This is a genomic window from Microvirga brassicacearum (assembly GCF_008757455.1).
Taxonomy (GTDB): Bacteria; Pseudomonadota; Alphaproteobacteria; order Rhizobiales; family Beijerinckiaceae; genus Microvirga; species Microvirga brassicacearum.
This window is the reverse complement of record NZ_VCMV01000013.1, coordinates 233,001-249,383: the sequence shown is the minus strand read 5'-3', so window position 1 is coordinate 249,383 and position 16,383 is coordinate 233,001. Positions and strand designations below refer to the sequence as shown.

Below are 16,383 nucleotides of genomic sequence, written 5' to 3'. Positions count from 1 at the left end.
CATGAGCACCATCTTCGGCATCCCGACCCCCGCCCTCTACGGGCAAATTCTCATCGGCTTGATAAACGGCTCGTTCTACGCGTTGTTGAGTCTTGGATTGGCCGTCATCTTCGGCTTGCTCCGGGTCATCAATTTCGCCCACGGCGCACAATATATGCTGGGCGCGTTCGCAGCTTATCTGCTGCTCGAATACGCGGGCATCGGCTATTGGCCCGCCCTCATCGCCGCTCCTCTGATCGTCGGTGCTTCGGCCATCGTTGTCGAACGCACGATGTTGCGCCGTCTCTACGGGCTTGATCCGCTCTATGGGCTCCTGCTGACGTTCGGGCTCGCCCTCATTTTCGAAGGCGCGTTCCGATATTGGTTCGGGGCAGCCGGCAAGCCCTTTTCGCCGCCATCCCAACTTGCCGGAGGCGTCAATCTCGGATTCATGTTCCTGCCGATCTATCGCGGATGGGTTGTCATCGCATCCCTCGTGATCTGCGTGGGGACATGGCTTCTCATCGAAAAGACCCGTCTTGGGGCCTACCTGCGCGCCGCCACCGAGAACGCCACATTGGTGCAGGCTTTCGGCGTAAACGTGCCGCAACTTCTGACGCTCACTTACGGATTGGGCGCCGCACTTGCCGGGCTCGCAGGGGTGCTCGCTGCGCCTGTCTATCAGGTAAGCCCGCTCATGGGGAGCAACCTCATCATCATCGTCTTCGCGGTGGTGGTTGTCGGAGGCATGGGCTCAATTCTTGGCGCCATCATCACCGGGTATATGCTCGGGGTGCTAGAAGGCTTGACAAAAGTGTTCTACCCAGAGGCCTCAAGCATCGTGATTTTTGTCGTGATGGCCATCGTTCTGCTCGTCAGGCCGGCAGGTCTCTTCGGTCGGGAGGAATGACATCATGACTGTTGAAACCGGCCTCTTAACATCCCAATCCAAACTGCGAACCTCGACGGCGCTCCTCGGCGCCATCGTTCTGGCGCTGCTTTTGGCAGCTCCTTTTTTCCTTTACCCGATTTTCCTGATGAGCGTTCTGTGCTTCGCGCTCTTCGCGTGCGCGTTCAACCTGCTGATCGGCTATGTGGGGCTACTCTCGTTCGGCCACGCGACATTCTTCGGCGGCGCTGCCTACATTACTGCGCACGCCGTCAAGGTGTGGGGATGGGAGCCTCTTTCCGGCATCCTTCTTGGCGCTACCGGCGCGGCAATCCTCGGCGTCTTCGTCGGATTCCTGGCGATCCGGCGCCAAGGCATCTATTTCGCCATGATCACGCTCGCACTCGGACAAATGTTCGCGTTCATCTGCCTGCAGGTGCCTTTCACTCATGGCGAAGATGGCATTCAGGGTGTCCCACGCGGCCATCTTCTCGGGCTTCTCGATCTCAATCACCCGTTGCCGATGTACTATGTCACGCTGGCGATTTTTCTGGCCGGCTTTTTCGCAATCTGGCGCATCGTGAACTCGCCCTTCGGGAATATTCTCAAAGCCATTCGGGAAAACGAGAAGCGGGCGGTATCGCTGGGTTATCGTGTTGATCGCTACAAGCTTGGCGCCTTCGTGATGTCGGCGGCATTGGCAGGTTTGGCAGGAGGCACGAAGGCGATCGTCTTTCAGTTCGCGACCCTTACCGACGTACAGTGGCAAATGTCCGGTGAGGTCATTTTGATGACGTTGTTGGGGGGCATCGGAACGCTGATCGGGCCAGTTGTCGGTGCTGGACTCGTGATTGCCCTGCAGAATTATCTGGCGGCTTCCGATTTTCCCGTGACCGTGTTGATCGGCATCATCTTCGTGATCTGCGTGCTGCTGTTCCGACGCGGTATCGCGGGCGAGGTCATGGAACTCCTGAAGAGGAAAGCGCCGCAATAAGTTCGACGTGGGAGCGGCGAGAACCGCAACGCGGCGGTCCAATTATCGAGGTTACCCATGCCGATGAATGAAACGTTCGACTACGTCGTCGTTGGTGCGGGCTCTGCCGGGTGCGTTCTGGCGAACCGATTGTCGGTCAGTCCACGTGATTCAGTGTGCCTGCTGGAGGCTGGCGGCAAAGACAACTGGATCTGGTTTCACATCCCAGTGGGATACCTTTTTGCCATCGGCAACCCGCGCGCCGACTGGATGTATAAGACCGAGAGCGAGCCGGGCCTCAACGATCGCGTCCTCAACTACCCGCGCGGCAAGGTCCTTGGCGGCTCGTCCGCCATCAATGCGATGATCTATATGCGCGGTCAGCGGGAGGATTATGATGGCTGGCGTCAGCTGGGGCTCACCGGCTGGGGCTGGGATGACGTCAAACCGATCTTCCGGCGGCAGGTGGACCATTATCTCGGTCAGGGCGAGCATCATGGTGTTGGCGGCGAGTGGCGCGTTGAGGCGCCGCGTGTGCGTTGGGACATCCTCGATGCATTCGTCGAAGCCGCGGTCGAGGCGGGCTTTCCGCGAACGGATGATTTCAACACTGGAAGCAACGAAGGCGTAGCCTATTTTCACGTCAACCAGAAGAGCGGACGCCGCTGGTCCTCCGCTCGAGGTTTTCTGAGACCCGCTTTATCGCGCCCGAACCTGAAAGTTGAGACGCACGCGCATGCGACCCGGATTCTCTTCGATGGCAAACGCGCGGTTGGCGTGGAGTTTCGGCAGAATGGCGGTGTGAGACGCGTGATGGCGCGGCGGGAAGTCATCGTATCGACAGGTGCCGTCGCAACGCCTCAACTCCTGCAGCTTTCGGGGCTGGGCAACGGCGCTCTTCTCCAGCAGCGCGGCATTGCGGTGATCCGGCATCTGCCGGGCATCGGCGAAAACCTGCAGGACCACCTGCAACTCCGCCCCATTTTCCGCGTCTCGGGAGTGCGGACGCTGAACGAGGAGTATCGCTCGCTCATCAGGAAGGGCCACATGGCGCTCGAATACGCGCTCTTCCGCCGCGGTCCTCTCACCATGGCGCCGTCCCAACTGGGTGCCTTCGCACGCTCGTCACCGCGCTACGCGACCCCGAACCTGCAGTTTCACATTCAGCCCCTCTCGCTCGACAAGTTTGGGGATGCTCCCCACCCGTTCCCGGCCTTCACGGCGAGCGTCTGCAACTTGCGGCCAACCAGCCGCGGATCCATTCATATCACCAGCGACGATCCTGCCACGCCTCCGGCGATCCGGCTTAATGCGTTGTCGACCGTGGAAGACCAGGAGGTAGCCGTCGAGTCGCTCCGGCTGGTACGGCGGATCGTGTCGATGCCCGCACTGAAAAAGTATCATCCCGAAGAGTACAAGCCGGGTCCCGAGCTCCAAACGGATGAGGAACTTCTCGCTGGCGCGCGGGACATCGGTACGACGATCTTCCACCCGGTTGGCACCGCCAGGATGGGGATTTCTGAGGATCCATTGGCCGTGACGGACGCCCGGTTACGCGTCCGGGGGGTCGAAAATCTCCGCGTCATCGATGCATCGATCATGCCCGCGATCACGAGTGGGAACACCAATTCCCCAACACTGATGATTGCCGAGAAAGGCGCCGAAATGATCCTTGAGGATCATCGCAGCTGATCGGCATCCTGATAGCGGATGAGAGGCATTTTCGGTTATGGGGAACTGATTGGCTTCTAATTCGGAACCAACTCCGATCCATGTGACGTCGCAAGATCTTCGATGGACCGTCCTCCCGTCTCTCGGCCGGCCTCTCGTTCACGAGTTCCAAAACGAGCCGCATGTTGAGAAACCGGGAGAAATTCGGGCGCATTTCGCGCTCGTCATTAAATGTCGTTGCGCGACGCCGAGGTGCGTCGAAATAGGTTTCGACATCGGGGCAAGGCACCATCGCCCGGCGGAAGCAACTGCTTGCTTGGGCGGCAGTCGACATACCACCACTCGCGGCATTCTCGGCATACATCTGATCTGCTGTTAGAGCCTCGTCCGGAGGATCCGGCATCTGCCAAAATCGTGCGGCAAACCCAAACGGTAGAGCTGGATTCGGGAGGGCGGAAATCCAATTCCGAACCAGTTACGACAAGATCCCCCTCGGCTTTCGCTGAGGGGGATCCTTGGTCTTGCCTCAACTAGATGAAGAAGAAGTCCTTGTAGGTCAGTGTCGTCGACTCGCCCTTCTGCAACTTGATGGTGGCGATCTCGAGCATTCCCTTCGATCCCGAGCCATCGACGTCCCAGTATAGCTTGCCCTTGGCTTTATTGAAGATGAGGAAGTCGTCCTTGTCCAAGGCCTTGTCGCCGACCTTGAAGAAACTGCTCTTGAATTTCAGTTTCTTATCAAGGGAAACACCCTTTCCTTTCGCATATTTTGCGATTGTCTTGTTGGTGAATGCGGCGTCGTCGAGGTAGATCGAGTCGTATTTCGGCCCGAAGTCGTAGATCACGTCCTTGTGCTTGTTCGCCACCGACTTGCTGGTGAGCTTGGTGTCGAAGACGAAGGCATCTTTGCTCGCCGATCCCTTGAAGCCATAGAGCTTGTCCTTCCCGTCTCCGCCACCGATGACGTCGTTGCCGCGCTCGCCCTTCACAATGTCGTTGCCGGCGCCGCCATAGAGCCGATCGTTGCCGAAATTGCCTGAGAGCCGATCGTTGGCTGCGCCGCCGTAGAACACGTCGTCGCCGACCGTGCCGAGGGTGAACTCTGGATTCACATCGCCGACATTGATCGTGAGGTTCTTCGTAAAGGTCAGCCCAGTCGCGTCCTTAACCTGGACGGCGACCTGATGCGACCGAGCCTGCTCGAAGTCGAGTTTGAAGCCGTTCTTCACAAGGAGGCGGCTGCCGACGATCTCGAACCGGTCATCCGTGAGCAAGAAGGTGAAAGCTCCCGCTCCGTCTGGGTCTGTCGCAGTCAATGTGCCGATTTCCGTTCCCGTGGCAGCATACTCCAAGGCCGTCGTGCCGCTGAGCTGGATATCGTTCGGAGGTTGAGCTGGCTGATGGCCCACGGGATTGACCGTGACATCAACCTGTTCGGTATGTGACGCACCAGTCCCGCCCATATCGGTGATCTTGACATAAACTGGGATCACCGTCTGGACCGCTACATTGGGAAGTCCGCCAACGCCGACCTTGATCTCGCCGGTCGTATCATTGATCGTGAAGCTATTACCAATGTAATTGGTGCCGTCAGCATTGACCAAGCTGTAGCGGAAGTTGCGGTTTGCCTCCACCGTGTCGGGATCTGTCACTGTCGGAGCAACCGCAATGGTTGTTCCAACAATGGCGTTTTCGATGATCGCGTTCGGCGTATAAGTCGCATCGGTCGGTCCCTCGTTCAAATCGTCGAGGTAGACCTTCACCGTCGTGTTGCCCGAGGTTAGGCCGCCGCCGCTCTCCACGGCGCGTACCACAACGTTGAAGTACTTGCGTTCGTTCGGCTGACCGGCATTCTCGGTCTGGAGTCCGATGGTGGACGACTCGTAGTTGGCACCGCCCGCGAACGAGATCACCCCCGCATTGTTGATCGTGAAAAGGTTGCCGGGATTGGTGACGATCTCGTATTGGAGCGTCGTGCCGCCAAAGTTGTCGTCGCTTGACGCCACCGTCGCCACCGAGGCAACAGCCGTCCCGTTCTCTGTCAGATCTACCGCTGCTACCGAAATCGTCGGCGCGGTTGGGGGAGAATTTACGCTTGCGGGGTTGACGGTGACGTCAACCTGCTCGGTGTAGGAGAAGCCGGTACCACCCATGTCTATGATCTTCACATAGACCGGGACGACCGTTTGGACGGCTACGCTGGGTAGCCCCCCAGCACCGACCGAAATCGCGCCCGTTGTAGAATTGATGGTGAAGCTGTTACCGCTGTAGTTGGTGTCGTCAGCATTGACCAGGTAGAAGCGGAAGTTACGGTTCGCCGCCGCCGTGTCTGGGTCGACTACAGTCGGAGCCGCAGCGACGGGCGTTCCCGAAGGAGCGCTTTCGCTCATCACATTCGGCGTATAGGTCGCGTCGCTCGGCCCCTCGTTGAGGTCGTTGAGATAGACCTTCACCGTCGTGTTGCCCGAGGTGAGGCCGCCGCCGCTCTCCACGGCGCGTACTACAACGTTGAAGTACTTGCGTTCGTTCGGCTGACCCGCATTCTCGGTCTGGAGTCCAACGGTGGTCGACTCGTAGTTCGCGTTGGCAGCGAACGAGATCACGCCCGCATTGTTGATCGTGAACAGGTTACCCGGATTGGTGACGATCTCGTATTGGAGCGTCGTGCCGCCAAAGTTGTCGTCGGTCGACGCGACCGTCGCCACCGAGGCAACCGCCGCCCCGTTCTCCGCCAGGTCCACCGCCGCAACCGTAATCGTCGGATTGGTCGGAGGCGTGTTAATCGGGTTGACGGTGACATCAACCTGCTCGGTGTGGGAAAAGCCGGCGCCGCCCTTGTCGGTGATCTTCACATAGACCGGGATGACCGTCTGGGAAGACACATTGGGAAGTCCGCCCGCGCCGACCGAGATCGCGCCCGTGGTGGCGTTGATGGCAAAGGCAGTTCCGCTGTAATTGCTGCCGTCGGCATTGACCAGGCTGTAGCGGAAGTCCCGGTTTGCCGCCACCGTGTCTGGGTCGACGACGCTCGGTGCCGCCGCAACGCTTGTCCCGGCTGCCGCGTTCTCGCTCATCACATTCGGCGCATAGGTTGCGTCGGTCAGCGCCTCGTTCAGGTCGTTGAGATAGACCTTCACCGTCGTGTTGCCCGAGGTGAGGCCGCCGCCGCTCTCCACGGCGCGTACCACGACGTTGAAGTACTTGCGCTCGTTCGGCTGACCCGCATTCTCGGTCTGGAGTCCAACGGTGGACGACTCGTAGTTTGCACCGCCCGCAAACGAGATCACGCCCGCATTGTTGATCGTGAACAGGTTGCCCGGATTGGTGACGATCTCGTATTGGAGCGTCGTGCCGCCAAAGTTGTCGTCGGTCGACATAACCGTCGCCACCGAGGCAACCGCCGCCCCGTTCTCCGCCAGATCGACCGCTGCAACCGTAATCGTCGGATTCGTCGGAGGCGCGTTGTCGTCGTTGTCGATCTGGCCCGACGCGGTGCTGTTCGTGGCGAGCACCGTGGCATTGCCGCCGGTTGTGAGAGGCGTCAGCGTGACGGTGAACTGCTCGTCCGGCTCAACCGCGGTGTCGCCCGTTACCGTGACATTGAACGTCGTCGTCAAATCGCTGCCAAAGAAGGTCGCCGTTCCGGATGGGAACGCGCCGCCAAAATCCGCCGTCGTCGCCGCGTTGGCGCCGGTCGCCGATACCGTCCAGTTGACCGTCGAGGAACCACCCGTGGCGCTGTCCCGCGAGAGCGTGTAGGTGTAGGTGACGGCGCCCGAATTGCCTTCGTCATGCGTCACTGTCGGCGCAGCTGTGCTGAACTGCACCACCGGAACCGCTTCACTGGCGTTAGTGACAAAAACTCGAACTATCGTTTCGGAATTGGCGCTCGTGCTGGAATCGAGCTGATTTCCGTCGATGTCATATCCACCACCATCTGTGGCCTTGATTTTCACTTCATAGTAACGTTCCAAAGTGACCGGATCGACCTTAGCGGTCTCATAATCGAGCTTCTTGTTCGCCTTCAGCTTAAGAGACCTGTTGTTGGTTCCTGTCAGTTCAAAAAAATCGCTGTCCAGGCCGGTGACAATTGAGTACACGATAGGATTGGTGCCACCCCAGTAATCGTCGTCTTCATCAAAAGAACTCAGGTCACCGATCGACAGATTTACTTGTTCTTCAACGATCGTATTGTTTGATAATGCAACATTTTTCGGCCCCTCGTTCAGATCGGCCATTGGAAGACCGAAGCCTACATTGTACGTGTCCAGAGCCGTATATCCTGGAGCCGAGGTGGAAGAATATTTGATTGCGTTGATGTAATCGTTGGCAGTTTCGTAGCTGGTTTTCGTCGCATCATCGATGACCACGACCAGGTCGCCTGCGGCGTACCCGACCCCTCCAGATGTTGCCTGAATAATTTTATATCGGCCTGAATCGCTTCCCGGCTGGCCAGACGCCGTGAGCGGATTCCACACCAATTTGGATAGATCTTCGCCGGCGACGAAACCTACCAGCTTTCCTAATACGGTTCCGGCAGCCAAATTCTCGGGAATTTCGACGCTCAGCAAATTGGCCTGAGTAAAACCATTGCAGGCTTGGAATGTGAGGTTTCTTGGCATACTGGCCTCCTGAAAAAAGTTAGAAAACTGTGAAAATGCGTAATGTAACGTAGCATCATAACACTACATTCGCAACTCGGAAAAATGCGCAAAAAAAACGCCTGCCGCTTTTCAGCTGACAGGCGTCTTTGCATTTCAATAGGCCGAGTTCGCCCCTTTCGAGATGGGGACGTCAGATCACCAAGAAATCACTGAAAGTTAGATCGGGTTTAATCGTCGTGAAGGATGCGATCTCGACCCGTTCCCCAGCCAGATTTCCATCCCGATCATAGTACAGCTTCGCGGTTGTTCCGGTCTTCTCGTAAATGATGCGCGTCGTGGCCTTAAAGGTCGTGCCATCGGCTCCATTGTAGAAGGTTGCGTCATTCAACGCTTGGCCCTTCAGCGAATTCAGCCTGAAGATCGACCCCAAGAGGTGGATTTTATCTTCTCCCACATGGAAGTCGGTGACCGTGTCGCGGTTTGCCGAAGTGGGGTTCTTGTCAAATACAAAAGCATCGTTTCCACCGTTGCCGGTTAACGTGTCACGACCAAGCCCTCCGGACATGATCTCGTCACCATCGCCACCCACAAACTTGTCGTTGCCGTAATTGGCCATGATCACGTTGTCGGACGTGTTGCCGAAAACGGATTCACCAATCAGGTCGATAACGTCGATGTGGAACGACTGCTCCGTGTACGAAGAGCCATCTCTCGCGCGGATGACGACATCGTGGAAGAAACCGTGCTCGTAATCGAGCTTGAGGCCGTCAGCTACCTGAAGCTGATTGTTGACGATTTTGAACCGGCCGTCATTGGCGACTTCGTTGCCGTTCGAATCGACAATCCAGTAAGTTAAGGGATCAGCATCGTTGGCAGAGAGTTGCCCGACAAAGTCATTGGTCGATGCAAGCTCCATGACCCAAAGCTGCGACAATGTGAGATTCGTTGGCGGAGTGTTCGTCCCCTCCGGCGTCACATCGATCACGAAGTTCTGATCCAGGTAGCCGCCATGGCCGTCCCATACCCGCACTGTCACCGTATGCTGCGGTGTTGAGACATCGAGGCTTTCGGTGGCTATTACCTTCAACACCCCGTTTACCACTTCGAACTTTCCGCTCGGATCATTGATGAGCCGGTAGGTCAGCAATCCGGTATCATTCGCGTCCGGATCGGTGCCGAGCAAGGTTCCAATCGTGGCACCAAGCACGCCCTCGACAGAATCCGCCTGCGTCGTCGTGTCGGTGAATGTCAGGCTGCCCGGATTGTTGTTGGGCGGATCGACGGGATCGTTCGACACGTTGATGGTGAAGATCTGATCGAAGTGGGCTCCTTGGGTGTCCGTCACCCGCACCTTGACGGTGTAGAACTTCGCGCCGTCCGGCAGGGTATCGTAGTCAAGAGCCACGCCGTCGATCAATTTCAACACGCCGCCGACAACCTCAAACCGATGGCTCGGATCGCCGTTCTCGGGTGAGATCGCGTATTGCAAGCTCGATGCCGGATCGGTCGCATCGGGATCGCTGCCCAGCAATATGCCAAGCTGCTCACCCCGCAGGTTTTCGGCGACGGTGACCGCTGTGAGGCCGTTGTCGAAGGTCAAGGTGTCGGGCGCCTTGTTGATATGGTCGATCGAGATGACCACCGACGCCGAGGCCGTACCGCCCCGTCCATCGGAGGCCACGATCACATAGGGGATATCGGTGTCTTGCGAGACCTGGATTGCATCCTGGCTGGCAACCCGGATCTCGTACTTGCCGGATGTGGTGTTGAGCACGATTTTGAACGCGCCGTCGTGGCTGGTCGCCGATCCCGAATCCGCGAAGGTGAACGTCACCACGTCGGAGTCGATATCGGACGCGTTCAGCTCGCCCACATAATCGTTTAGAGCCGCTGTTTCGGCGATTGCGCCGTCCGTCAGCGTCGGCGCCGACGGAGCATTGTTGTCCGTCGGGTCGTCGGTCACGTAGACGATGAGGGTCTGTTCGTTCGAGGTCCCGTTCGGATGGCCATCGGACGCGGTGACCTTCACCTCGTACCAGCGAACGCCATTGGGAACCCCGTCGCCATGCGGCGCGGTTTCATAGTCGAGCTGGGCTTCCACCATAAGCTGATAGACGCCGGTGACCTGATCGAAGTCGAGCCGGAAGTGGCCGCCGGCATCGTCCGTCAACGCGAAGGTGAAGACGGTGTCACCCTGGTTCGTATCCGTCGCGCCGAGAACGCCGACAGGTGTTCCCTGGCCATTGCTTTCATTGATCGAATTCGCCGACAGGGAAATGTTGGTCGGCAGGCGGTTTGCAGCCTCGGATGTGACTGTCACGGTGGAGATCGCGAAAGTACGCGCGTCGAAGACCGTAACCTCGAAATGGGTGACAACCGGGTCATGATAGGGCGCGTTGGCCCGATCATCGGGGTCAAACGTCAGGGCGTTGACCGCATCCGTCACGAGATCGGCAGCGCCGGTTACCCAATAATAGCCGCTCAGATCATCGTATCCGTACGTGACACCATTCGCCAGAAAGTTATCCAGCACACCAGAGCTTGGAATATCAAGCTGGATGGTGACCGTGATGTCTCCGCCATCCTGGTCGGTGAATGTGAGTTCCGAGAAAGGTGAGGCGATCGCCGTATCCTCGATCGTCCAGTCGGTCTGACCTTCCTCGATGACCGGCGCGCGGTTGTCGGGATTGACGTCCGTGACGAAGACTTTCACGAGCTCAGGCGGAGAGGTGAGGGCTCCGTCGGACGCCGTGATCAATACCTCATACCAGCGGTTGCCATTCGGGATGCCATCGCCATGAGGTGCAGTCTCGTAATCGAGCAGCCCGTTGACCACAAGCACCGGACCCCCGTTTATTATGTCGATGCGGAAGAGGTTGCCGGGGTTGGCATTGGGATCATTGGCGAAGTCAAAAGTGATCGTGTCGCCCCCGTTCTCGTCGGTCGCCGTCAAGTCTCCGATCGAGACCCCTACACCGGTATCCTCGAAGAGCGGTCCTGCATTCAGCATGATATTGGTCGGCATCCGGTTGGCTGTCGTGGACGTCACGACGACGGGCACCTGCGCGGTCAAACCACCAGAATCCGTAACCGTAACGGTGAAGTCGGTATCCACCGCCGTGCCGACGGGATCGTTTGGACGATCCTCCGGATCAAACTTGAGCGCCTGCAGAATAAGGGAGACGTCCTGGGCGCTGCCTTCGATGAAGAACTGCGTGTCGCCGGGTGCATAGGAGCCGATGATCGCGTTGGGGAAATCGGTGGACAGGGGAATGTTTGCAAGATTCCCCGCACCACCCGTCCAGGCAACCCACACCGACAGAATGCCGTCATCGATGATGTTGATCCCGGCGAACAGCGACGCCAGCTCGTTATCCGGCGTCGTAACCCCGTTCACGATGCCTGTGATGGTCGGGTTCATGTTCAGTGGATCTGCAATGGTGAAGGTGTGGCTCTCGGTGTATACGAGTGCGCCGTTGCCTTCGTCATACGCTTCCACGCTCAACGTCTTGCTGCCCACATCCGCAGCCGTGATGGCATCGTTGGTCGTGATCTGGCCAGTGGTGGCGTGGATCGTGAACTTGCCATCGATCTGCGTCCCGTTGGCGAACCGGTACAGGTTGTTCGTGAACGCCGTATTGAGGATGTCCGGGTCGGACGCCGTGGCCAACGCGACATTCTCACCGGCACCCGTTACGCCTGCTTTGATTGTCTGCTGGCCGGTGAAGGCAAGATCCGCCGCGGCCTCGTTGACGTCGCTGAGAGTGATGGTGATGGTCCGTGGCGCAGAGGACAGGCCTGTCCCGTTCGCATCCGTCGCCGTGACATCAACGCTATAGGTCTGCGTCCCCCCTTCGTAGCTCAGATTGGCCGTGCCCTTGACAAAGATCTGGCCCGTGGTGGCGTCGATGTCGAAATTCGCATTGCTCGCAATGGAGTAGCGAAGCCCTGCCGCACCGCCGTTGTCGTCAGCCGTGACCGTGCCCACGACCGTGGAGTTTTCGGCCACCGTCACCGCGGCGCCGCCCGTCGTCAGGCGCACGTTGGTCGGCGCAGTGTCGGCTGACACGGTGAACGTGACGGGCACCGTACTGGATCCTGGCGTGTTCGGATCGTACGCCACGACCTGAAGCGTGACCAATCCTGCATCCGCTGCCGTGAGCGGCACATCCGTCGTGATCTGGCCAGTATCGGCATGGATCCTGAAATGTCCGGAGACCTGCAGCCCATTGGAGAACATGAACTTGTTGGTCGCAAACCCGCTCCAGGTCGAATCCGGATCGACGGCCGTCGCCAACACTACGTTGACGCCCGCACCTGTTGTCCCTGCCCGCAGAGTCGTGTTGACGGTGCCGAAGGTCACGCCGGTTGGAGCTTCGTTGACGTTGGTGATGTAGGCGGAGAGATTGGTGGCGAGCGACCGCAGGCCGGAGATGCTTTCCAGAGCATAGACCTTGATGGGGAAATACTTTGTCTCCCCCGCCGTTCCAGACCCGGTGGTGATCACGCCGGTGGCGCTCTCGTAACTCACTCCCGCCGCCAGCCTGATCTCGCCGGTTGCAGAATCAATCGTGACCTGGCCGTTGAAATCGTCCACGAGTTGATAGCTGATATCGCCGCCATTGCCGTCGTCCGTCGACCGCACCGTGGCGAACTTGTCCGTTTGATTTTCGGCAACGGCAGACATCACGCCCTGCACGACAGGAGCGTCCGGACGGGTATTGGCCAGCGGATTGACGGTGATCTTGACGGTCTGAACGTGGAAAAGGCTGCTATCGCCGCTATCCATGACCCTCACCTGGATCGTGTATTCGGTCGGCGTTTCGATGTTCGGCAGTCGGGCCGTACCAACCTTGATAGTGCCGGTGAGCGAGTCAACGGCGAACATGCCTTTCCCGTCGAGGATATTGTCCGGAGCGCCGACGAGAGCATAGCGGAAGTCGCGGAACGCCGGGGGTGTATCAGGATCGGACACGCTCAGGACCGAGGCAATTTGCTGCCCTTCCGGTCCGCCCTCGACGATCTGGGTGGGCGAATAAGTGATGCCGGTTGGCTTCTCGTTGATGTTCGTGATGAAGACCTGAACGGTGCCGTTGGGCGACTGGAGGCCCCCGACTTCGGTCTCCACAGCGTAGACCTGGAGGTTGAAGTATTTCTTCTCGGTCGACTTACCTGCGTCGATGACGATGAGGTTGGGGTCGGTCTCGTAGTTGACTGCAGCCTGCAAAGCGATCTTGCCGGTCGTCTTGTCGATGGCAAACTTGCCGCCAAAATCGTTCACCAAGTAGTATTCCAGAGCGCCGCCGTTGCCGTCGAGGTTCGTGGACACAACCGTGCAGACGGGCCCACCGAAATTCTCGTTGATGGGCAGCAGGGCGCCCTTCACGACGGGTGCGTCGGGCGGGAAGTTGATGCTGGCGTCGGGTCCGACCAGAACGATGTTTTCGATATTCGCCAGTTTACGGCCGTCGAAATTCTTGACGGACACATACGCAGTGTCGGTTCCGCCACCGGTGCCGTTCAGTTCGGTCGCGAAATCGCCGAGGTTATCGATGTAGAAGATATCGTCGCCGTTGCCGCCGGTCATGATGTCGGCACCGACACCGCCATTAAGCCTGTCATTGCCATTGCCGCCGACCAATACGTCCGCGCCGTCGCCGCCGTCGAGCGTGTCGCTGCCGTCACCACTGGTGAGGTGATTGACCGAATCGTTGCCGGTGATGGTGACGCCTGCGGAACCACCCACGATGGCATGCTCGATGAAGGAGCCCAGCGAATAACTGATGGTGGTATGGACCGTGTCGATGCCGTTCTCGGCCAGGTCTTCTTTTACGACGTCGCCCACATTGTTGATGTAATAGACGTCGTCCTCAGTGCCACCCTCCATCGTATCCGCGCCGATGCCGCCGTCGAGCGTGTCGTTGCCGGTGCTTCCGTAGAGTTTGTCGTCTCCCATGCCGCCGATGATGCTGTCGTTGCCGGCATCGCCATGAAGCTGGTCGTTGAGTTCCAAGCCTTCGATGGTATCGTTACCCCAGCGGCCGTTGATGTAGCTGCCGCCATCGATGTTGGCGCCGATGATGTGGTCGTCGAAGTTCGACCCATCCACATCCTTGATACTGTAGAAGGTATCGGTGCCGTTCCCCAGTTTGACGGCCGTTCCGGCGACGAGGTTTACCTCGACGGAATTATTGAGACCGGTGTAATCGAGGCTTCCGCGATTTTCGCCAGCATCGATGACATCATTGCCGGCCGTGGCGTGGAACACGTCATAGCCTGAGCCACCGACCAGCGTATCGTTTCCAGATCCGCCCCAGAAGTTGTCATCCCCCCCGCCGCCGTTGAAATAGGCTCCGGTGGTGCCGGCGATGAAGGTGTCGGCACCGTTTCCGGTTTGAGCCCAGAACACGCCCTGAAGGATGTCGACCCCAGAGGCGTGATAAGCCCGAGAGGTCGAGAGGTTGACCGTGACGGGCGTCGTGAAATCGTAGAGGATGTGGCCGCCGATCAGCGTGTTGCTGCCGTTGCCGCCTGTCAGATAATCTTCCGCGGAGCCTTCGAGGGTATCGTTGCCGTTGTCACCGTAGAGCTGATCAATGGTGCCATCGGAAGCGGCCCCTTGCGACGCATAGATGCGATCACCACCCTCACCGCCGTATATCGAGTCCGCGCCATTACCACCATCGAGCGTGTCGCCCTCAAGAACATACTCTCCGCCGGTGATTATATCGTCGCCCCCACCGCCAAAAAAAGCGAACGTGCGGCTGCCATTGCCCGATGCATAAATGTTGTCACCGAACGAGGTGCCGAGCACGCCCTCTACACCGTCGAGCGTATCAATATGTCCCCAGGTATCAACAGCTCCATTCGACGCCAAAGAATAGGGATCTCCGCCAGTCATAACGACTTGCTGAGACCAAGGGGTGAAATTGACGAATACCGCACCCTGCCAGAAGCCGGTACCATTACCCGTGCCCTTTTCCTGGGCGTAGGATATGTAGTCGAACCCGTTGCCTCCGTCGAACGTGTCGTTCCCCTTTCCGCCAACCAGCGTGTCGTTGCCTTCGTTGCCGAGGAGTTCGTCGCCGTAGTTTGAGCCGCGGATGAAGTCGTGTCCCGCGAGCCCATCATATATATTATGGCCGAAAAATGGGGGCTGGGAATCGTTGGACCCGTCCAGGGTATCGTTGTTGATTGTACCTTCGTGCCTCGAGTTCGCCAGCTGCTCCATGCCGCCGCTGGTCTGCATTGCCGTGGCGTCTGGTTCGAGCGTGGAGAAACCGCTTTCCGAGTTTGATTCGACAAACGGGGGAGCGATGGCCGCGGTGCCGGTGTGCAAATTTGTGGACGGGCTATACGCCGGCGCCACTGTTTTCTTCGTCAAGAAGTTCTGCTGCGAATCTGACTTGACCGGATCCTGAGCGCCCTTGGCGGTTGCTGCGGTTGCCATCTCGCCACCTGTGAGAGCAGCGGCCTCGGCTGTGCGGAACGCGTCCAGGGAGCGCCGTCCGTCTCGCGCGTCTGCGAGGAGATCGAGCCCGATTGCATTCGCGTTCGGACGCTCTTCGGCCGGATGGGGATATCCGATTGGCAGTTGTACTGCAGTGGATATACTGCGATCAGACGTTGTAAAGTCATCATGCTCACGCGCCACGTTGTTGGCTTCTGAATTCTCATAATCAGATGATGTTGCCATCGCGACTTCCTCCACAGATTGCACAGCCGAGCCTGGAGACTCTTAAGCTCCTATTAAATGTTGTAACATTCCTTGGTTCCGCACGCAATACGGTTTCTGCCGCAAAGACAACCGTCCTATCGGCGGGCGCGCATGTGGTTAATCCCGTTGCGGCACCTGCAGCGGTGCTCGGCCGCGATGCGGAGCCGGAAGGAACATTGTCGCCTGCCAGCGCTCGGACACAGCCGCGGAACCTTGTGGTGACCCGGCTGAGTGTGCGCCGCGCGGCCCTCTGGCGACCCGGTACTCTGCTCCGCGAAGCAGCTCTGGCGGGACCGCGAGTGCGCACAGCGAAGATTCCAGGGCGGAGAAAGTGGCAGATGCCCAGCCTGCGGTTGAAATCCTTCGTCTTCACCTTCGCTCGGAGACCAGCCTCAACCCGGAGCGGCCGCCGGCCACCTCTGGCCGCGTGATCGCCGGCTGCATGGCTCGCGAGCCCTCGTTCGCAGGAGAGACTCGCCAGCACCTCGATCTGGCTCTCACGCTCGCGAAACCAGACCGCATTTTCGAGAAACCAACCAAAAAAGCGCGC

At 58.7% G+C, this 16,383-nt stretch carries 5 protein-coding genes; 3 read left to right on the top strand and 2 right to left on the bottom strand.

What is annotated here, in order from left to right:
- Position 1 precedes the first annotated feature (1 nt).
- Genes FEZ63_RS08705 through FEZ63_RS08695 form a run of 3 tightly spaced genes read left to right on the top strand, consistent with a single transcriptional unit; the run spans position 2 to position 3,533 of the window.
- Positions 2 to 889: a branched-chain amino acid ABC transporter permease gene (locus FEZ63_RS08705; RefSeq protein WP_150943376.1), complete on the top strand. Its 888-nt coding sequence runs from the start codon at positions 2 to 4 to the stop codon at positions 887 to 889.
- A 4-nt stretch (positions 890 to 893) separates the two neighbouring features.
- Positions 894 to 1,862, top strand: coding sequence for a branched-chain amino acid ABC transporter permease (locus FEZ63_RS08700; protein WP_150943374.1), 969 nt, complete (start codon positions 894 to 896; stop codon positions 1,860 to 1,862).
- A gap of 57 nt (positions 1,863 to 1,919) precedes the next feature.
- Positions 1,920 to 3,533 carry a GMC family oxidoreductase gene (locus FEZ63_RS08695; protein ID WP_150943372.1) on the top strand — a complete coding sequence of 538 codons (1,614 nt, stop codon included), beginning with the start codon at positions 1,920 to 1,922 and terminating at the stop codon, positions 3,531 to 3,533.
- A gap of 509 nt (positions 3,534 to 4,042) precedes the next feature.
- Here FEZ63_RS08695 and FEZ63_RS08690 read toward each other — a convergent pair.
- Both FEZ63_RS08690 and FEZ63_RS25925 read right to left on the bottom strand, forming a co-directional pair.
- Complete coding sequence (locus tag FEZ63_RS08690) at positions 4,043 to 8,134, bottom strand: hypothetical protein (RefSeq protein WP_150943370.1); 4,092 nt, start codon at positions 8,132 to 8,134, stop codon at positions 4,043 to 4,045.
- A 172-nt stretch (positions 8,135 to 8,306) separates the two neighbouring features.
- Positions 8,307 to 15,812, bottom strand: coding sequence for a cadherin domain-containing protein (locus FEZ63_RS25925; protein WP_150943368.1), 7,506 nt, complete (start codon positions 15,810 to 15,812; stop codon positions 8,307 to 8,309).
- Between the last annotated feature and the right edge of the window lie 571 nt (positions 15,813 to 16,383).